General features: G+C 64.0%; 17 protein-coding genes. 12 read left to right on the top strand and 5 right to left on the bottom strand.

Going from position 1 to position 18779, the window contains the following annotated elements:
• The first annotated feature begins 184 nt into the window (after positions 1 to 184).
• Positions 185 to 1030 carry an SDR family NAD(P)-dependent oxidoreductase gene (locus QSV46_RS12820; protein WP_314951067.1) on the top strand — a complete coding sequence of 282 codons (846 nt, stop codon included), beginning with the start codon at positions 185 to 187 and terminating at the stop codon, positions 1028 to 1030.
• Between the two features lie 113 nt (positions 1031 to 1143).
• On the opposite strand, the gene QSV46_RS12815 is transcribed toward QSV46_RS12820, so the two are convergent.
• The 3 genes from QSV46_RS12815 to QSV46_RS12805 form a co-directional block, all read right to left on the bottom strand.
• Positions 1144 to 1350, bottom strand: a complete 207-nt coding sequence (locus tag QSV46_RS12815) for a hypothetical protein (RefSeq protein WP_148778869.1) — start codon at positions 1348 to 1350, stop codon at positions 1144 to 1146.
• A gap of 200 nt (positions 1351 to 1550) precedes the next feature.
• Positions 1551 to 1826 carry a YiaA/YiaB family inner membrane protein gene (locus QSV46_RS12810; RefSeq protein ID WP_018321499.1) on the bottom strand — a complete coding sequence of 92 codons (276 nt, stop codon included), beginning with the start codon at positions 1824 to 1826 and terminating at the stop codon, positions 1551 to 1553.
• A 37-nt stretch (positions 1827 to 1863) separates the two neighbouring features.
• Positions 1864 to 2559, bottom strand: coding sequence for a PspA/IM30 family protein (locus QSV46_RS12805; RefSeq protein ID WP_314951055.1), 696 nt, complete (start codon positions 2557 to 2559; stop codon positions 1864 to 1866).
• Positions 2560 to 2662: 103 nt separating this feature from the next.
• On the opposite strand from QSV46_RS12805, the gene QSV46_RS12800 reads away from it, so the two are divergent.
• The 4 genes from QSV46_RS12800 (at position 2663) to QSV46_RS12785 (ending at position 7979) form a co-directional block, all read left to right on the top strand.
• Positions 2663 to 3271: a TetR-like C-terminal domain-containing protein gene (locus QSV46_RS12800; protein WP_314951992.1), complete on the top strand. Its 609-nt coding sequence runs from the start codon at positions 2663 to 2665 to the stop codon at positions 3269 to 3271.
• Positions 3272 to 3358: 87 nt separating this feature from the next.
• The gene (hydA, locus tag QSV46_RS12795) at positions 3359 to 4813 is read left to right on the top strand and encodes a dihydropyrimidinase (protein ID WP_314951053.1); all 1455 of its coding nucleotides are present in this window, start codon (positions 3359 to 3361) and stop codon (positions 4811 to 4813) included.
• Positions 4814 to 4942: 129 nt separating this feature from the next.
• On the top strand, positions 4943 to 6220 hold the full coding sequence (locus QSV46_RS12790; RefSeq protein WP_314951051.1) for a DUF892 family protein: 1278 nt from the start codon (positions 4943 to 4945) through the stop codon (positions 6218 to 6220).
• 148 nt (positions 6221 to 6368) lie between these two features.
• Complete coding sequence (locus QSV46_RS12785) at positions 6369 to 7979, top strand: ABC transporter substrate-binding protein (RefSeq protein WP_314951048.1); 1611 nt, start codon at positions 6369 to 6371, stop codon at positions 7977 to 7979.
• Here the strand turns inward: QSV46_RS12785 and QSV46_RS12780 are convergent.
• Positions 7976 to 9319, bottom strand: coding sequence for a glycoside hydrolase family 3 N-terminal domain-containing protein (locus QSV46_RS12780; protein ID WP_314951044.1), 1344 nt, complete (start codon positions 9317 to 9319; stop codon positions 7976 to 7978). The two genes, QSV46_RS12785 and QSV46_RS12780, sit on opposite strands and share 4 nt — an antisense overlap.
• Positions 9320 to 9508: 189 nt before the next feature.
• Between QSV46_RS12780 and QSV46_RS12775 the strand changes: the two genes are divergently transcribed.
• The 3 genes from QSV46_RS12775 to QSV46_RS12765 are packed head-to-tail and all read left to right on the top strand — an operon-like array spanning position 9509 to position 13299.
• The gene (locus QSV46_RS12775; protein WP_314951989.1) at positions 9509 to 10999 is read left to right on the top strand and encodes a DUF4173 domain-containing protein; all 1491 of its coding nucleotides are present in this window, start codon (positions 9509 to 9511) and stop codon (positions 10997 to 10999) included.
• Between the two features lie 12 nt (positions 11000 to 11011).
• The gene (locus QSV46_RS12770; protein WP_314951041.1) at positions 11012 to 11716 is read left to right on the top strand and encodes a response regulator transcription factor; all 705 of its coding nucleotides are present in this window, start codon (positions 11012 to 11014) and stop codon (positions 11714 to 11716) included.
• Positions 11713 to 13299, top strand: coding sequence for an ATP-binding protein (locus QSV46_RS12765; RefSeq protein ID WP_314951038.1), 1587 nt, complete (start codon positions 11713 to 11715; stop codon positions 13297 to 13299). Before QSV46_RS12770 ends, QSV46_RS12765 begins: the two co-directional genes overlap by 4 nt.
• On the opposite strand, the gene QSV46_RS12760 is transcribed toward QSV46_RS12765, so the two are convergent.
• Entirely contained in the window at positions 13296 to 13436 is a 141-nt protein-coding gene (locus QSV46_RS12760; RefSeq protein WP_164718835.1) for a hypothetical protein, read from the bottom strand. The genes QSV46_RS12765 and QSV46_RS12760 overlap by 4 nt on opposite strands.
• Before the next feature lie 79 nt (positions 13437 to 13515).
• On the opposite strand from QSV46_RS12760, the gene QSV46_RS12755 reads away from it, so the two are divergent.
• The 4 genes from QSV46_RS12755 to QSV46_RS12740 all read left to right on the top strand — a co-directional run bounded on the left by QSV46_RS12755 (position 13516) and on the right by QSV46_RS12740 (position 18733).
• The gene (locus QSV46_RS12755; protein WP_314951030.1) at positions 13516 to 14085 is read left to right on the top strand and encodes an alpha-ketoglutarate-dependent dioxygenase AlkB; all 570 of its coding nucleotides are present in this window, start codon (positions 13516 to 13518) and stop codon (positions 14083 to 14085) included.
• 442 nt (positions 14086 to 14527) lie between these two features.
• Positions 14528 to 15460, top strand: a complete 933-nt coding sequence (locus QSV46_RS12750) for an alpha/beta hydrolase (RefSeq protein ID WP_314951027.1) — start codon at positions 14528 to 14530, stop codon at positions 15458 to 15460.
• Between the two features lie 258 nt (positions 15461 to 15718).
• Positions 15719 to 16723 carry a TRAP transporter substrate-binding protein DctP gene (gene dctP, locus QSV46_RS12745; RefSeq protein ID WP_314951024.1) on the top strand — a complete coding sequence of 335 codons (1005 nt, stop codon included), beginning with the start codon at positions 15719 to 15721 and terminating at the stop codon, positions 16721 to 16723.
• 6 nt (positions 16724 to 16729) lie between these two features.
• Positions 16730 to 18733 carry a putative bifunctional diguanylate cyclase/phosphodiesterase gene (locus tag QSV46_RS12740; protein WP_314951021.1) on the top strand — a complete coding sequence of 668 codons (2004 nt, stop codon included), beginning with the start codon at positions 16730 to 16732 and terminating at the stop codon, positions 18731 to 18733.
• The last annotated feature ends 46 nt before the right edge of the window (positions 18734 to 18779 follow it).

Below are 18779 nucleotides of genomic sequence, written 5' to 3'. Positions count from 1 at the left end.
GCACTCCCTGTCAGTGATTGATTGGGGTTCGATCTGGGCGGGATCGTTAGGCGGCAAGAATACAGCGGCGCCGGATGGGCGTAAAGGCAGCGTGGAACGAAGACCTCCCATGCCGACTTGTGCAGGGTCGCGCGAGCGCCGTGTTATAGCACGACCGAGCTTCCTCCTCCCCCGGAGACGAACCATGCCGCACCCCGCTATCGTCAAAGACAATGTTGCCGTGATTACGGGTGGCGCGTCCGGCATAGGACTAGCCGCCGCCATGGCGTTCGCACGCGCGGGCATGAAGGTGTGCATCGCAGATGTCGACCATGCTCGGCTGGTCGAGGCTGCAACAAAACTGTCATCGGTCGCTTCGGGCACACATGTGATGACCTTCGCCGCCGACGTCAGCAAGGCGGAGAGCGTAGCGGAACTGGAGCGCGCCGTAGGCGCGCGTTTCGGCGGCACCGACATCCTCATGAACAATGCCGGTATCCAGCCCGGCAGCACGCTGTTCGGCGAGCCTGACAATTGGCAGCGGATCATCGGCGTCAACATGTGGGGCATCATCAACGGCTCGCGCATCTTCGCGCCCAACATGATCGCACGCGGCAGGTGCGGCCTCATCATCAACACCGGCTCGAAGCAGGGCATCACCACGCCGCCCGGCGATCCCGCCTACAACGTCTCCAAGGCCGGCGTGAAAGCCTTTACCGAAGCGCTCCAGCACGAGCTTCGCAACGCCAAGGACTGCCGCATCACCGCGCACCTGTTGATCCCCGGCTTCGTGTTCACCGGCCTGACCGCGAAGGGCCGCACCGAAAAGCCGGCCGGCGCCTGGACGCCGGAGCAGACCGTGGCTTTCATGCTGACCCGGCTGGAGGCTGGCGACTTCTACATCCTTTGCCCGGACAACGACGTGCCCCGCGCGCTCGACGAGAAGCGCATGCTGTGGGCGGCAGGCGACATCGTCGAGAACCGCCCACCGCTGTCGCGGTGGCACCCGGACTATACGGATGCGTTCAGGAGATTTATGGAGGGGGACTGACTGTCAGACCCTCATGGTGAGGAGCGCGGAACGCGCGTCTCGAACCATGTAGGCCCAGTCGGGGCCTCAATCGTTCGAGATGCCCGCTTCCAGCGGGCTCTCAGGATGAGGGGTTAGAGCGTCTCCTGCTGATGCCCGCAATTCTTGCAGGCGAACTTGGCGCGGCTCTGGCCCTTTTCCGCCTGCACCCGGTTCGGCGCGCCGCACTTGCCGCAGACGGCCTCGATGCGGGTCGAGCCTTGCTTGACGACGATGGTCTTCTTTTCCATCGATTCGCGGATCAGGCGCTCGGCCTCCTCACGCAGGGATTGTTTCGACAAAGCTCATCTCCGCCTCTGGAAAGCGCGAGAGCCATATCGCACCTGCATTGGAATCTCAATCGGCAATGCCGGTTCAGACCTCGGCAATCACATCACTGTCCAGCGACGGCGCAGGCGCGGCGGCGGATGTTTCAGCATCCACCGCCCCATGTTGCAGATCGCCTCACATGTTCCATGCGCTCGCGCCTCACGCCGCCTTTTCAAGCCGCCTTCGACACCTCCATCAGCAGCCGCTCGGCCTTGGCGTCCTCGATGCGGTTCACCAGGCGGCTGCTCTCGTGATTGTCGCGCACCGTCTTGGTCAGGGTGATGCAGGTCTGGATCAGCATCACGATTCCCATGGTAAGATAGCCCTTCATCCAGAGGTCGATCGGCAGGAAGAAGATACCGATAGCGATGAGGAACGCGGAGGCTGCGAAGGACGCGTAAGTGAAGGTCACCCAGGCGCTGCTGTGGGGCTGGCCGTTCTGGTTCATGATGGTCTCCTGTTGGTTCGAATGATGAGGTGTGGGATCAGGCCGTCGGTGTGCGCAGGGACTTCAACCGCGCCAGCACATCGTCCGCGGTCGTCTTGAGCCGGGGGCCGAAGCCCTGCTCGGCGAGTTTCTCGGCGGTGGCGAGCGGACCAGTGGCCGCATCGAGCTCGACCAGCGCATCGTCGGCAGCCTGGGCTTCCATCTGTCGGTCGCGCAGGCGCCTCAAGGTGCTCTCCGCCTCCGGCAATGTGGTTTCGTAGGGGCGTGCCGCCTCGATGCCGCTGCGGCGAAGCGAGCGCACCGCTTCCGAGGCGCGGGCGACGCGACGGCCGCGGTCGAGCTCGGTGATGCGGGCCTGCGCGCTTGCGACGTGCCGCTTCAGCCGGATGATCTCGGTCGCGAACAAGGCGCGTGCCGTCATCGCCGCGTCGCGATCAGCCTCGAGCCCTGCGATGGCTTCGGCGGCGTCCTTGGCAAGATCCTCGCGGCCACCATCGAGCGCCGCAACCGCGCGGGTCTCGAGGTCGGCGATGCGAGCGACGGTCGCTTCGAGCTTGCGGCCTTCCTGCTGGTCCTGGGCAATCGCAAGCGCCAGCGTCCGCTTGCTGCGCTCGACGGCCGCAGCCGCATCGCGCATCTGCTGGTCGAGGATCAGAAGGGCCGTGCGGTCCTCCAGCTCCTCGCCCGCGGCGGCAACACTGCCGCGGAAAAGTGTCACTACGGTCTTGAACATCTGCATCTCCCTGTTATGAGCGCTGCTCACGGATGGTTTGTAGCAGGAACCTTGAACATCGTTCAAGAAAAACTTGAGCGGCGCTCACAAATTTGGCGCATACATGTCTAAAGCCTTGGAACGTCGAGAGAAACTGCGGGTAGACCTGATCCTGGCGGCGGAGCGCATGATCGCGAAACGGGGATTGGCGGGTCTGAAAACCCGCGATTTGGCCCGCGAGATCGGCTGCGCCAATGGCGCGGTCTACAATCTCGTCGCCGATGTCGACGAACTGATCCTGCGCGCCGGCTCGCGCACGCTGCGTCGGCTCGACGAGGTGCTCAGCGCTGCGGAACATGCGGGCGAGCCGTCGCCGCAGGAGACGCTGGTCCGCATTGCCATTGCCTATTGCGATTTCGCCGCGGAAAACCTCGAACTCTGGCGCGCACTGTTCGAGCATCGCATGGAAGCCGACAAGGTCCTGCCCGACTGGTCCATCGACGACCAGCTGCAGCTATTCCGCCACATCTACCAGCCGCTGGCCGCGCTGTTTCCGAAGCGCAGCCGTGAGGAGCTCGGCATCACCGCGCGCAGCCTGTTCTCGGCGGTTCATGGCATGGTGGCGCTGGGGCTGGAGCAGAAGCTGGTCGCTGTTCCCCTGCCGGCGCTGCGCAAGGAAATCGCGGTCCTCGTGCGCGCGATGATCGACGGGCTGATCGCGCGACAGAGCTAGCCGCTCGACTGACTAAAATTTCGCCTGTCGTATCGCCGGCGGCACGCTTAGCTTTCGCGGCGTCTCGCCTTCTCTCCGGAGCCTCCCATGTCCCTCCTCATCCGCGGCGGCACCGTCGTCAATCACGATCATTCGCGCCGCGCGGACGTGCTGATCGAGCGCGAGACCATCGTCGCGGTCGGGACATCGCTCGATACACCGACGGGCGCCGAGATCCTCGATGCCGGCGGTGCCTACATTATCCCGGGCGGGATTGATCCGCATACCCATCTCGAAATGCCGTTCATGGGCACCGTCACCGCCGACGATTTCGAATCGGGAACGAAAGCGGCGCTGACCGGCGGCACCACCATGGTGGTGGATTTCTGCCTGCCCGATCCCGGCCAGTCGATGCTCGCAGCCTATCAGGAGTGGCGGCACAAATCCGAGAAGGCGGCCGCCGACTACGGCTTCCACATGGCGGTGACGTCATGGTCGAAGCAGATCCATGACGAGATGGAGACCGTGGTCAAAACCTACGGCATCAACACCTTCAAGCACTTCATGGCCTACAAGGGCGCGCTGATGGTGAACGATGACGAGCTCTACAATTCGTTCGCGCGCTGCGCTCATCTCGGCGCCATGCCGGTGGTGCATGCGGAGAACGGCGATGTGGTCGCCCTGATGCAGGAGGCGCTGATCGCTCGCGGCGTCACCGGCCCCGAGGGACATGCCTACTCGCGGCCGCCGGAGGTCGAGGGTGAAGCCACCAACCGCGCCATCATGATCGCGGACATGACGGGCACGCCGGTTTACATCGTGCACACCAGCTGCCGCGAGGCGCATGAGGCGATCGCACGGGCGCGCGCGGCGGGAAAGCGCGTCTATGGCGAGCCGCTGATCCAGCATTTGCTGCTCGATGACGGTGAATACCAGAACAAGGACTGGGATCATTCCGCCCAGCGCGTGATGTCGCCGCCGTTTCGCGACAGGTCGCACCAGGACAGTCTGTGGGCCGGCCTGCAATCGGGCTCGCTCCAGGTGGTCGCGACCGACCATTGTGCCTTTACCACCCAGCAGAAGCGGTTCGGGCTCGGCGATTTCAGAAAGATCCCGAACGGCACCGGCGGCCTCGAAGATCGCCTTGCGCTGCTCTGGACCGCCGGGGTCGCAAGGGGGCGGCTGACCAAGGAAGAATTCGTCGCGGTGACGTCGGCGAACATCGCCCGCATCCTCAACATCTACCCGCGCAAGGGCGCTGTCGCGGTCGGCTCCGATGCCGATGTCGTGGTGTGGGATCCCGAGGCGACAAAGACCATCAGCGCGAAGCGACAGATGAGCCGGATCGATTACAACGTGTTCGAAGGATTTGCCTGCACCGGCGGCGCAGCGGTGACGCTGTCGCGCGGCCGTATCGTCTGGAAGGACGGAGACCTGCGCGCCGAGGCCGGCGATGGCCGTTACGTTGAGCGGCCCGCGTTCTCGCCGGTGCACGTCGCGAATTCGACATGGAAAGAGCTGACCGCTCCGCGTGCGGTGGCGCGCGGCGCGGTCACGCCCTGATCGACGGGCAGCCCCGCAATTCGCCTTGGCTGAACCAACGCAACCGGGCTGAACGCTTCAATGCCGCTAGGAACGAACGCTTCGAGGCCTCGTTGTCGCGTCGTCTTTCCTCCTTGAGCCGAGGCCCCCATGTATCACCACGTCAAAAAACTGATGTTCACCGTTCGCGTCGACGAACCCGACCCGCGCTTCGGCAATATGCTGCTCGAGCAGTTCGGAGGCGCTAATGGGGAACTTGCGGCCGCGATGCAATATTCGATTCAGGGGCTGAACTGCGAAGATCCGGATCGAAAGGACCTCCTGATGGACATCGGCACCGAGGAGCTCAGCCATCTCGAGGTCGTCGGTTGCCTTGCGCGGATGCACCTTGCGCCGTCGAAAAACGACCGCCAGGCGGCCGAAGCCGATCCGCTCATCGCGATCGCGGGCGGCGGCGGTGTCAATCTGTTCAATTCACAAGGCAATCCCTGGACTGCCGACTATCTCAAGATCACCGGCGAGCTCGACGTCGACCTCCGCAGCAACATCGCCGCCGAAGCGCGCGCAAAGATCGTCTACGAGCGACTGATCAATTTCTGCGACGATGCCGGCAGCAAGGACGCGCTGCAATTCCTGATGACGCGAGAGATCACGCATATGAAGGCCTTCGCGCGTGCGCTCGAAAGCCTGTCGAAGCCGGCCTTCAGTGTCGGCAGGATCGCGCCGACGCCCGGACTGGTGAACCAGTATTTCAACGACTCCACCGGCAGCGGCGACCATGGCGAAATCGACACCCGCGGTCCCTGGAATGAGGGAGAAGAGTGGGTGTTCACGGAGTCCCCGGCGCTTCAGTCCACGGAACCCGGGGCCGCCAGTCCGATCGTGACCGAGAGTTCGCCGCCCGTCGGCGAGGCCGGGTTAACCGATCTCCTGCTCCATGAGCTGCGCGACATCCTCCACGCCGAGAAGCAGTTGACCAAGGCGCTGCCGAAGATGGCGCAGGCCGCGCGCTTCGACCAGTTGCGCGAATTGTTCGAACAGCATTTGGGCGAGACCCAGAACCAGATCGAGCGGATCAACGAATGCTTCGAGCTGCTCGGCGAGACCGCCCGCGCCAAGCCCTGCAAGGGCATGATGGGCCTGGTCGAGGAAGGCCAGGAAGTCATGAAGGAGGGCCAGGACAAGGAAGACGCCGCCGCTGACCTCGCGCTGATCGGGGCGGCGCAACGCGTCGAGCATTACGAGATGGCCGGCTACACCACCGCGCGCAACCTGGCGCAGCAGCTTCGGCACAGCGCGATTGTCGCCCTGCTCTCCAAATCCCTCGCCGAGGAGGAGAATGCCGACCTCCTGCTCAATCAAGTGGCGCGTTCGCTGATGTCGGTGGCAAAGATGCCCGCGGCACTCGAGCAGGCCGAGGCCGAATAGGAAGCACCGGGGCGCAAGCCGCAGACGCACCTGCTACAGGCTGCCTCGGACTATCGCCCGGGGCAGAGCTAAAACGGATGCGACGCCATGGCACGGTGGCATACACCTTGCCTCTCGATGCCGGTCAATTCCCGGGCAGGAGGCATCCATGAGCGTTTCACCCTTCCATATCAGCCGTCGCGGCGTCGTGCTCGGCAGCTTCGGAGCTGCCGTTGCCCCTGCCCTCGCCTCTGCGCAAGGGCGCAGCGAGACGCTGCTGGTGGTGCAGGAGCTGGGACCGAACTCGCTCGACATGCAGGGCGTCGGCTCCAACCAGACCGTGAACGGGCTGTCCTGGAATTGCTACGACCGCCTGCTGAGCTACGCTTCGAAGAGGCTGCCCGACGGCACGCTGTCCTATGACCGCGAGAAGCTCGCGCCTGAGCTCGCCGAGAGTTTTGAGGTCGCCGCCGACGGCATGTCCTGCACCTTCAAGCTTCGCAAGGACGCGACATTCCACGACGGCACGCCGGTCACCGCCAAGGACGTCAAATGGTCGTTCGACCGCGCGGTGAAGGTCGGCGGCTTCCCAACCTTCCAGATGTCGGCGGGATCGCTGGAAAAGCCCGAGCAGTTCGTGGTGGTGGACGACCATACCTTCCGCATCGACTATGTCCGCAAGGACAAGATGCTGCTGTTCAACGTCGCCGTCGTCGTGCCCTTCGTCATCAACTCAGAGCTTGCGAAAAAGAACGCGACGCCGGAAGACCCTTGGGCGCTCGCGTGGCTGAAAAACAACGAGGCCGGCGGCGGTGCCTACAGAATCGAAAGCTGGAAGCCCGGCAGCGAGACCGTGCTGGCGCGGTTCGACGACTGGAAGAGCGGACCGCTGCCGAAGGTCAAGCGCGTGATCGCGCGCGACGTCCCCTCCGCCGGCACGCGCCGCGCCATGCTGGAGCGGGGCGATGCCGACATCTCGAGCGGTTTCGCACCGCGAGATTTCGAGCAGATTATCAAAGAGGGAAAGGTCAAGGTCTCGGGCGTACCGATCCCGAACGCACTCTGGTACGTTGCGCTGAACACCGCAAAACCGCCGTTCGACAATGTGAAGCTGCGCCAGGCCGTCGCCTGGGCGATGCCCTATGAGCAGATCCAGAGCAGCGCCTTCTTCGGACGCGCCGTTCCCATGTACGGCGGAGCGGCCGAGGTTTCAAAGCCGGTTTGGCCGCAGCCCTCTCCCTACGTCACCGATCTCGACAAGGCCAAGGCCCTGATGAAAGAAGCTGGTTTTGAGTCTGGCCTGGAGACGACTTTGTCGCTCGACACAGGTACTGCCACTGTCGGCGAGCCGACCGCGATCCTGATCCAGGAGAGCCTCGCAAAAATCGGCATCAAGGCGTCGATCGAGAAGATCCCCGGCGCGAACTGGCGCACGACGCTGAACAAGAAGGAGCTGCCGCTCGTGCTGAACCGCTTCAGCGGCTGGCTCGATTATCCCGAATATTATTTCTACTGGAATTTCCACGGCAACAATTCGATCTTCAACATTTCCTCTTACCAGAACAAGGCGATGGACGCGCTGATCGACAAGGCCCGCTTCACCACGGATGCGGCGGAATACGACAAGGCCGTGAAGGATTTCATCGCGCTCTGCATGCGCGATGTCCCCGTCATTCCACTCAACCAGCCGATCCACGATGTCGCCATGCAGAAGGCCGTCACCGGCTACGAATTCTGGTTTCATCGCGAGCCCGACTACCGCCAGTTCGCGAAGGGCTAATTCCTGTCGACGACGCGGACGGCACGCGAAGCAGCTCGCGCTTGCTCGGTCGAAAAGCCCCGCTCCAGCCGCGCCTCACTCGCACGCAGCATCGCCGCGTCGAGCTTGCCTTGCCGTGATCCCTCCAGGGCGCAGGCGAAGACCCGGTAGAATTGCGCGCCGTCATAGGCGACCAGAAGCAGATCGACGCCGGCATTGATCGCCTCGACCACGGCCTTGCAGACGTCGTTCTGGTAGATCGCGCCCATTACGAGATCGTCGGTCATCACCACGCCCTGATAACCCCATCTGTCACGGATGATGCCGTCGACGACGCGCTTCGAATGCGAGGCGGCGCGGTCGGGATCGACGGCGGTGAGCGTGACATGCCCGACCATGAGCGCGCTGCGTGAATGCGACAGCACCTCGCGGAACGGAAGCCAGTCGGCGGCCTCGAGCTCCTTCACCGGTGTTTCGAGGCTGGCGCTGAAATGATGCGTATCCGTGCGCACGCGGCCGATGCCGAGGAAGTGCTTGAGCGTTGCGCCGACGCCAGACTGTTCAAGCCCGCGGACATAGGCGCTTGCGATCACACTGACGACGGCGGGATCGGTCGCAATCGCGCGCTGGCCGATCAGCGTGTGGAAATCGAGACGATTGCGCCGCGCCGGCGGCTTGAGGTCGAGCACCGGAGCGAGATTGAGGTTGACGCCGAGGCCGGCGAGCTCGCGGCCATGGATGCGGCCGAACTCTTCGGCCTTGGCCTGCTGCTCGTCGGGGGCAAGCCCGGTGAGCGTCGCCAGCGCCGGCACCTTCGTCAGCGGCGGCGCGAGATGCCCGACGATGCCGCCCTCCTGGTCCGCGGCGACGACCAGCGGCGGCAGGCCAGCTGCGCGACGCTTGTCCTGCAGCGCCGCGACCTCAGCGCGCAGCGCCTCGATCCTCCGGCCGCGAATGTTGTGCCGGGTGACGTAGATACCCCCGATCAGGCCCCGTTCGGCGAGGCGCGCGACATCGGGAAACGAGGTGTAGCCGACCATGAAGTGAGGCCCGAGCTGGCGCGCCTCGGCGGCGCTGGCGGCAAGGACATCGTGTTTGCGCAGCTCGAACTTGAGATGCGCCGCCGACATCAGCAGTGGCGGCAGGCACCAGAGCACGACGAGCAGCTTGCCCGCGATGGTACGCCAACGTCCCCCGCGCAGCAGCACGATGACGATCGCGATGCTTGCGACGACAAGGGCGATGTTTCCGGCGCCGCGCAGCATCAGCAGGTAGGGATCATTCTTGTTCGCGGCCGCGAATGCGACGAGGGGCGCGGCCAGCCAGAGCACGATGAGACCGATACGACCGAGGAATTGCATGATGCGTCACACGCTGGAAGTGGCGAATGCTTCGCACCTATCAAAGCGAATCCTGCTGCGCGAGAGGCAAAAGGGCGCCTGCACGAAAACTGCAAAAGACTCCTGAAACCGTGCAGACGATGATCCCGCCTTCTGCACAAGCACCGTTCAGAGTTCGCGATGACACCCATCACGAAAGGTCTTCTGGACATGACGAGCCTGGCTTCGACGATCGCAGCGGAGATCCCTCCGATCAGGCACTCCTCCATTGCGGCCAAGGTCGGCCTCGCACTGGTGCTGGCCGCACTCGCCGACTGGCTGTTCTACGGCGCGCGGATCGGACTGTCGCTGGCGCTCTTTGCGATCGCGATGGCTTGCGCGTCGGTGATCTTCAATCATGCGGGCCTGAATCTGCGGCGAGCCATGATCGGTACGGCCATTCTCGTTGCCGGTCTCGTGCCGGCGATCGAGGAGCTCAATACGTTGTCTTTCGTGATCCTCACCATGGCACTGGCCAGTGCGCTTCTGCTCACGACCAATCCGGAAACGATCGGGCTCGCCGAGCGCGCCCGCGCACTGCGCAATTTCTTCCTGTTCGGTCCTTTCAGGTTCTTCCTCGAAGTATTCCAGGTCTTCAACATGTCGGCCTTCACCCGCGGCGTTGCGCTCTGGCTGCTGCCGGCAGCCCTCGGCGCCGTCTTTGTCGCCCTGTTCGCCATGGCCAATCCGGTGATCGAGCAGTGGGTGTTCCTGCTCAATCCAAAACTCATCCTCGACTATATCAGCGTCCCGCGCGTGCTGTTCTGGACCATGATGCTGGCGCTGGTCTGGCCGTTCATCCAGGTGCGCTGGCGGCGCAAGACGGTCCTCGCCACGACCGTTGTCGACGGCCCCGCGCCGCCCTTGGTCTCGGCCGAGTTTCTGGGACCCTCGACGATCCTGCGCTCGCTGATTCTGTTTAATCTGCTGTTCGCGGCACAGTCGATTCTCGACGGCATCTATCTCTGGGGCCACGTGACGCTGCCGGCCAACATGACCTATGCGGCCTACGCCCATCGCGGCGCCTACCCGCTGATCGCGACCGCCGTGCTCGCCGCCGCCTTCGTGCTGGTTGCGATGCGTCCGGGCGGGCCGGCCGAAAAGTCGAAGGTGATCCGGCCACTGGTCTATCTCTGGGTCGGGCAGAACGTGCTCCTGGTCGCCTCCTCCATCCTCCGGCTCGACCGCTACGTGGACATCTACATGCTGACCTACTGGCGCATCGCGGCCTTCATCTGGATGGGGCTGGTGGCGCTGGGGCTGATCCTGATCGTCGCGCGCATCGCGCTCGATCGGTCCAACCGGTGGCTCGTCAGCGCCAACCTGATCGCGTTAGCGATCGTGCTCTACAGCTGCTCGCTCGTGAACTTCGATGCGTTCATAGCCGACTACAATCTGAGCCACAGCAGCGAAATATCGGGGAAAGGCGTGAGTATCGACGCGAACTATCTGCTCACACTCGGACCGCAGGCGCTGCCGGCCCTCGACAAGGTCATCGCTCATCGCTGGGGCGACAACTGCCTTGTGTCGGGGCGCGATCGGCTTGTAGAAGTCCAGCGGCAGGGTCTGGCCTGGCGGGCCTGGGGCTTTCGAAGCTGGCGGCTGCAACGCCGGCTCGACGCGCAAGCCAAAGGCTCGCCCGCCAGCCAACCGGCAGGTTGAGCGGAGAATTTCTTGGCGCATCGCATTCTCATTGTCGACGACGAGGCCCACATCCGCGAGGTCGTCCGCGTCGCCCTGAAGAAGGCCGGCATGGACGTGATCGAGGCACGCGACGGCAAGGAGGCGCTCGCCCGCTTTGCCGCCGACAGGCCGGATCTGATCGTGCTCGATATCGGCATGCCGGAATTCGACGGCCTCGACGTCTGCCGCGAGGTCCGCAAGGGCTCCGACGTGCCGATCCTGTTCCTGTCGGCGCGCGACGAGGAGATCGACCGCGTGCTTGGCCTCGAGATCGGCGGCGACGATTACGTGACAAAGCCGTTCAGCCCGCGCGAGCTGGTGGCGCGGGTCAATGTCATCCTGCGCCGCCTCGGCCCGCGCAATGGCGAGATCAAAGCCGGCCCCACCGCGCTGTCGCAGGGCGGCCTGCTGATCGACCCCGAACAGCATGTCGCCTCCTTTGCCGGCACGCCGCTGAAGCTGACCGCGATCGAGTTCGGCATTTTGCGCGCATTCCTGACCCGGCCGAGTTCGGTGTTCAACCGCGAGCAGCTGATGCGGGCGGCCTACCAGCTCAACATCCAGGTCTCCGACCGCACCATCGACAGCCACATCCGCAACATCCGCGCTAAACTTGCGGCGCTCAATTGCGAGAACGTGATCGAGACCATCCACGGGGTCGGCTTCAAGCTCGGCCGCTGCGAGAAAGAGGCATGAGCGCAGCCCCCGACAAGTGGCGGCCGTCGCTCACCCTCGTGATCTTCACGGTGCTGGCGAGCGTCGGCGTGCTGCCGCTGGTCGGTCTGTTCTTCTTCCGGCTCTACGACAACCAGCTGATCCGCCAGACCCAGGCCGAGCTGATCGCGCAGAGCCGGGTGCTGGCGACGATCTATGCTCAGGAGGTCACAGCAAGGCTCGACAGCGGCTTGATCCTCGGCGCCGAGGTCCCGCCCGGCGTGCTGCCAGATCCGGGCGACCAGGTCACCCCGATCCGGCCCGCGCTTGACCTCACCGCCAACGATCTGCTGCGGCGGCGGCCGGATGCGCTGGCGGCGCCACAGCCGGCGCAGCAAGCCTATGTCGAGATCGGCGCAAGACTGACGCCGATCATCCGCGAAACGCAGAAGGTGACGCTGGCGGGCTTTCGCATCCTCGATCCGCAAGGCGTCGTGATCGCCGGCCGACAGGAGGTCGGGCAGTCGCTCGCCCATATCGAGGAGGTCGCGGACGCGCTGCACGGGCAATACCGCGCCACCTTGCGCAACCGGGTGCCGGACAAGCCGCCGCCACCGATCTATTCCTTCAGTCGCGGCCTCGGCGTGCACGTGTTCTCGGCGATGCCCGTCATCGTCAACAACAGCGTCGCGGGGGTGATCTACACCACGCGCACGCCCAGCAACATCTTCGATCATCTCTACCAGGAGCGGGCCAAGTTCGTGCTGGCGGGGTTTGCCGTGATCCTCGGGACGATCGCGATCGGCCTCGTGTTCTCTCGCACCATCACGCTGCCGATGCGGGAGCTGATCGATCGCGCCACGCGGATCGGCCGCGGCGACCGCGAAGCCTTCCAGCCCCTCCGGCATTACGGCACCCGCGAGTTCGCCCAGCTCTCGCATAGCTTCCTCGGCATGGCCGAGCAGTTGGCAAGGCGCTCCGACTATATCGCGACGTTTTCGGCCCACCTCACCCACGAGCTGAAATCGCCGCTGACCTCGATCAAGGGCGCGGCCGAGCTGCTGCAGGATTCGGTTCAAGGCAAATCCGAGGGCCTGACGCCGGCGGAGCAGAGAACGTTCATCGCCAACATCCTGTCGGACACGCAGCGACTGGAAGCAATGGCGCAGCGGCTGCGCGAACTCGCCCGCGCCGAAAGCCTGCCGCAGAACGAGCGCACGGAGCTGGCACCCGTCATTGCCGACCTCAAAAGCCGGTTTCCGGAAAGCTCCATCGAGGCCAGCGGCAGCCTCGACCGGGCGATCGGCATGTCGGGCGAGAAGGCTCTGATCGTGCTGTCGCACCTCACCGACAACGCGATGCGGCACAAGGCCGGGACAATCAGGCTTGAGGCGGTGGACGAGCGCACGACCCTGCTCCTCACGGTGAGCAATGACGGCGAGCGGATCTCGGCGCCGAACCGCGACAGGATTTTCGACGCCTTCTTCACCACCCGCCGCGACCAGGGCGGCACGGGGATGGGGCTCGCAATCGCGCGCGCGGTGATGGCGAGCCATGGCGGCTCGATCAGGCTCAAGCCGACCGCCGAGGGCGCGGCCTTCGAGCTCCAGTTTCCTTTGGGCTAGATCGCAAACACCCAAGCGGCGACGATGGTACCGATGGTGACCAGACCGGCGATGGTCCAGCCGGCGGCATATTCCAGCTCAGGATGACCAGTCGCCCGCATGATCTCTGCCGGATCGGCGGTATGCTTCTGTGCCATGACAGCCTCGCAAGTTTACCCCCGCGTCATAGATAAGTCGCATCAGCCGTCATTAGGTTCCATCACGGAAATGCGAGGAATGACGCAGCTTGGTTTGTTCACCGATCCGGAAGGAGGTCCTGCGGGACTTCGCCATACGGACAACTTTATCGAAGCCGCCGCCGAGCAGGCGCTGATCAGCCGCATCGCAGCATTGCCGCTCCAGCGCTTCCAATTCGGCGCCTTCGAGGGCAACCGCCGGGTGGCGTCGTTCGGCTATCGCTACGACTATGCGCTGCGGCGGCTGGCCGAGGCCGAGCCGATCCCGGACTGGGTCCGGCCCATCGCACGGCAGGTCGAGGCATGGGCGGGCCTCGCCGGCGGCAGCGTCCGGCAGGTGCTCTGCACCGAGTACGAGGCCGGCGTCGGTATCGGCTGGCACCGCGACAAGCCGCATTTCGACAAGATCCTCGGCCTGTCGCTGGGCTCGCCCTGCAAATTCCGCTTTCGGCGGCGCAACGGCGACAAATGGGAGCGCCACACGCTCGAAGCCGGACCCCGCTCGCTTTACATGATGGACGGCGAAGCACGCTCGCAATGGGAGCACAGCATCCCGCCGGTCGAGGCACGCCGCTATTCCATCACCTTCCGGACGATGAAGCGGACCTGACAGGCCGTCCAAAACAAAAAACGCGAAAACAACCCCATGCACAGTAGAACCGCCTTGCCGGCGCGACGCTCGGCCGTGCGGCGTAACGGCTTGGTGTCGCGGGGCAAAACAGCCGCATCGCACAAAGGCGCAGGGCCTGGCGACTTGCCTTCCAATTCGCCGTGCGTACTAGACTGGTTCCAGGGTCGGCATTCCCCCGGCATGGCGCAGCGGGATCGAACTTCGAGAGCCTGAGCAAGCTGAGCTGCACGATCAACCGCAATGCCATCGAGCACAAGGACGGCAGTGGGGCGGATCGCACATTCCAGCCGGGGAATTGAACGCGCATGGGGGAAGAAACGGGGTGCCGTGAAATCGCCTCAGACCACCTAACTAATAAGGCGAATTGAAAAGACAGGCCAAATGCGCGAGCCCATATCAGGCACGCAGGGCCGGCACCAAGATGAAGAATTATCTCGTTTTATTCCTTGTTCTGAGCATCACGGCAGCCTCCGCACAGGGTCCGTTGCCGGCGCGGCTCACGGCGCCGTCCGACCTCGTCCGGGTCGGCCTCACCGACAACGACACCACCGCCGGCGGCACCGCGCGGCTGTGCGAGCAGGTCTCGTTCTCGCGGGGGCTGCGCTACGGCGAAAGCGAGGCCAATGTGCTCGACGTCGCCACCAGCAGCGAGACGAAGGCGGATACGCCGCGGCCCGTGCTGCTGTTCGTGGCCGGCGACACCTTCACCGGCGACCGCGCCGCGCCTGAGCTGTCCCGCGAGATCCAGGACCAGGTGATGTGCTTTGCCGCCCGCAACGGCATGATCGGCGTCCGCGTCAACTATCGCCTTGCGCCATCGGCGGCCTGGCCGACGGGTGCGACCGACGTTGCGGCGGCGCTGTCCTGGGTGCACGGCAATATCGATCTGTTCAACGGCGATGCCCGCGAGATCGTCGCGGTCGGCTATGGCGCCGGCGCCTTCCACGTCGCCACCCTGCTGGCGCATCCCGAATTCCAGACCGATCGCGCCGATGTCGCCGCCGTCGTGCTGGTGTCCGGCATCTACCGGGCCGGCAAGGACGCGAGCGACAGCGAGAAGGCCTATCTCGGCAGCGACGCCGGCCAGTACAACAGCCGATCGGTCTTCCCCGGCATCCTCAATGTCGACGTGCCGATCGTCCTGGCCTGGGCCGCGGACGATCCTGCAAACGTCGCGGCGCAGGGCGAGACCTTGAAGAAGACATTGTGCGGCGCCGGCCACTGTCCGCGCAGCACGCTGCTGCGCAGCCGCGACGGCATCGCGAGCGCCTTCGGCCTCGACGGCTCCGGCGACAGCCTCGCCGAACCGACGCTGCTGCTGGTGCATCAGCTCGAGGCGCGCGGATTGCCGTAGCGGCGTGTTGCCGGCAGCGCGCTGATAACGTCCACCTTTGGCTGGGCCGCCCCCTTCCGGCCGCGCCTTCTCAGACAATTGTCTCCCCGGCGTTAGCACGCCTCAAACCACGATTCGCGATCTGGTCGCCGCCCGGACCGCCGCGTGCTATCTAGGAGAGTTATCTGAAGCATTTCTATCTGTGGGGTTCGTTGGGGACCAAGGAAATCGGCGTCTCGCACAACTGTGTGACGCGCCGCCGCCACGATTGGAAAACCGATGCTAAATTTGCTTGCACGATGCGCGGTGATCTTTTTAGCGTTGATTTCGGCGTCCGCCGCCGAACCGGTCAAGCTCAAATTGGCCTTCCCCAGTTCCGACCGCTCGACGAGTTATCTCGCTGCGGTCAAGCCATTCGTCGACGCGGTCAACGCCGAGGCAAGAGGCCAGATCGAAATCGAGACCTATTTCAGCGGCGCGCTTGGCAAGGATCCGGCTCAGCAACCTCAGCTCGTGCTCGATGGTACGGCCGACATCGCCTACGTCGTGACGGGACTGACTCGCAACCGGTTCGCAGATAACGCAATCATCGAGATGCCCGGCCTGTTTGCAAGCATGCGGGAGTCCGTTGCGGTGTTCACCCAGCTCATGGCCGCCAACGCGCTGCAAGGATACGAAGACTACACGGTGATCGGCGCTTACGTCACCGAGCCCGAGACGATCCACAGCAATATCCCGATCAGGTCGCTGAACGATCTGAAGGACAAGAGAATTCGCGTCAACAATCCGGGCGAAGCCGCCGCCCTGGAAAAACTCGGAGCGCAGCCCGTATTTCTGCCGGTCACCAAGATCTCAGAAGCCATCGGCAACGGCAGCATCGATGGCGCCCTCGTACCGCCATCTCCATTGGTCGATTACGGCATCAAACGCGTTGCGACCTATCATTACCTTCTCGGAATCAGCGGCGCGCCGCTGATGGTTTTGATGAACCGGAAAACATTCGACCGGCTGCCGAAATCTGCACAGGCGATTATCCTCAAATACAGTGGTGCGTGGTCTGCCGGACGTTTCATGGATACCTACGAAGCCGTAGAAAACAGCATCATGGGTGAGCTGAAGTCCGACCCCAAGCGCCAGGTGATCATACCCTCGCCGTCGGACCTTGATGCGGCAAATGCCGTGTTCGCGGCCATCGCCGATGATTGGGCTTCGAAAAGTGAGCGCAATGCCGAGCTGCTGAAAACGGTCCGGGCCGAGCTCACGAAAATGCGATCAACCCGGTAGCCACGGATGCCATCCCTCGCCGGTGTCTGGCCCCCGCGAAACATCGTCACCATCGTCGCCGCGCTCGCCATTCTGTTGCTGGGCACCGGGGCCACCCTGAAGATCACGACCGATCACCTTCTCCGTCAAGATGCGACATCGACCGCTCGCAGCTGGGCAAGGTTCCTGGCGGCCAGCGTCACCGATCTCGAGCAGATCGCCGGCGGCGAGCAGCCTTCCGCGGCGAGCATAGCGTTCTTCCTGTCGGCGCGAAATTCCGGCGAGGTCTTTCACTACGAAATATTCAACCGTAATGGCTACTCACAGCTCGTTTCGACCCGCGAAAAGATCGCGCTCGTCGACTTGTCTGAATACAGCCCCGATGCGGCGCGATCAGTGGTTGACGGTCAACCGATCGTCGACGTCAGGGAGGGAACGTCGCCCGACCGACCGGCATTCTTCGCCCGCGCCTATGTCCCGGTCCAGACCGATGGTCGCCTCACCGCAGTCGTTGCGGCCTATGTGGATGAAACCGAGCAACGCAAGAATTTCCACAATACGTTCCGGACCGCGGCCGTGTTCCTTTGCCTGCTGTCGGGACTAGCCTTCTCCATTCCCGCAATTGCCTGGTACCGGGAAACAAAGGTGAAACACGCTGACCGGCGCATCCGGTTTCTCGCCCATCATGACGCGTTGACCGGGCTGGCCAATCGCCCCCAGCTGATCGAAAAGCTGGAGAGTGCCATCGCGCGCCTGCCGATGCGGGGCGGCAGCCTTGCCGTACACTTCATCGACATCGACCGCTTCAAGGAGGTCAACGACACGCTTGGTCATGACGGCGGCGACTTTCTGCTCAAGTCCATCGCCGAGCGTCTGCGCGCTGCGATCAGAATCGACGACGTAGTGGCCCGGCTCGGCGGCGACGAATTCGTCGTCGTGCAGAGCGGCATCGCCGATACGGCGCAGGCCGAGTCGCTTGCGCGCTATCTTGCCGCCGCCGTAAATGCAACCGTGAAATTCAGGCAGCACGAGATCCTCGCCACCGCCAGCATTGGCGTCGCGCTGGCGATGGAGGAAGACACCACCCCCGAGCGATTGCTCAAGAGTGCCGACCTCGCGCTGTACGCGGCCAAGGCCGCCGGCCGTAACTGCATCCGATTTTTCGTGCCCGAAATGGATACCGAGCTGCAAGCGCGCATCGAGCTCGAGAGAACGGTTCGCGGGGCGGTACTCAATGATCGCTTCGAACTGCACTACCAGCCGCTCTTCGAAATATTCCAGCGCCGCCTTGCCGGCTTCGAAGCGCTGATCCGGATGCCCGCGGCGGACGGAACGCTGATTCCGCCATTGACCTTCATTCCCGTCGCCGAGGACTTGCGGCTTATCGACAAGATCGGGGCGTGGGTGTTGCGGGAAGCATGCCGCACGGCTGCGACCTGGCCGGCGCACCTGACTGTTGCAGTGAACCTGTCACCCGCGCAGTTCGCGGCCGGCAATATCAGTGACATCGTCGCCGCCGCACTGAAGGAGGCGGGACTCGCGCCGCACCGGCTCGAATTGGAGATCACCGAAGGCCTGCTGCTCGGCAATACCGAAACGATCATGACGCAGCTGCTGACGCTCAAGGAGTTGGGCGTAGCCATCGTGATGGATGATTTCGGGGCTGGCTATTCGAGCTTCAGCTATCTGTGGCGTTTTCCGTTCGACAAGATCAAGATCGATCGAAGCTTCATGCAGGGCCTTGACGGCTCCTATTTTCAGGTCGGGACAGTGGTGAAAGCGATCATCGCGCTCGGACGGGAGTTGCACATGCGCGTGACGGTCGAAGGCGTCGAAACCGCCAACCAGGCAGCTTTTCTCGACGCGGCCGACGGTGATCAGGTCCAGGGCTTCTTCTTCGGCCGGCCGATCCCCGCCTCGGGGCTCGGCGCCAGCATTCTCGCGGACTTTGAGAAGGCAATGCCGCCGGCTTCGCCCGCGACGGCCCAAGCGACCAGGCTGCACCTCGTCAACTTATCAGCCGAACGGTAGCACCGACCCTGTGCCCGTTCGGCGGAAATCATCCTTCGACATGTTG

This window comes from Bradyrhizobium cosmicum, assembly GCF_032290525.1.
GTDB lineage: Bacteria > Pseudomonadota > Alphaproteobacteria > Rhizobiales > Xanthobacteraceae > Bradyrhizobium > Bradyrhizobium cosmicum_A.
Note: the sequence above shows the minus strand (reverse complement) of the source record. Positions and strands in the feature narration are given on the sequence as shown.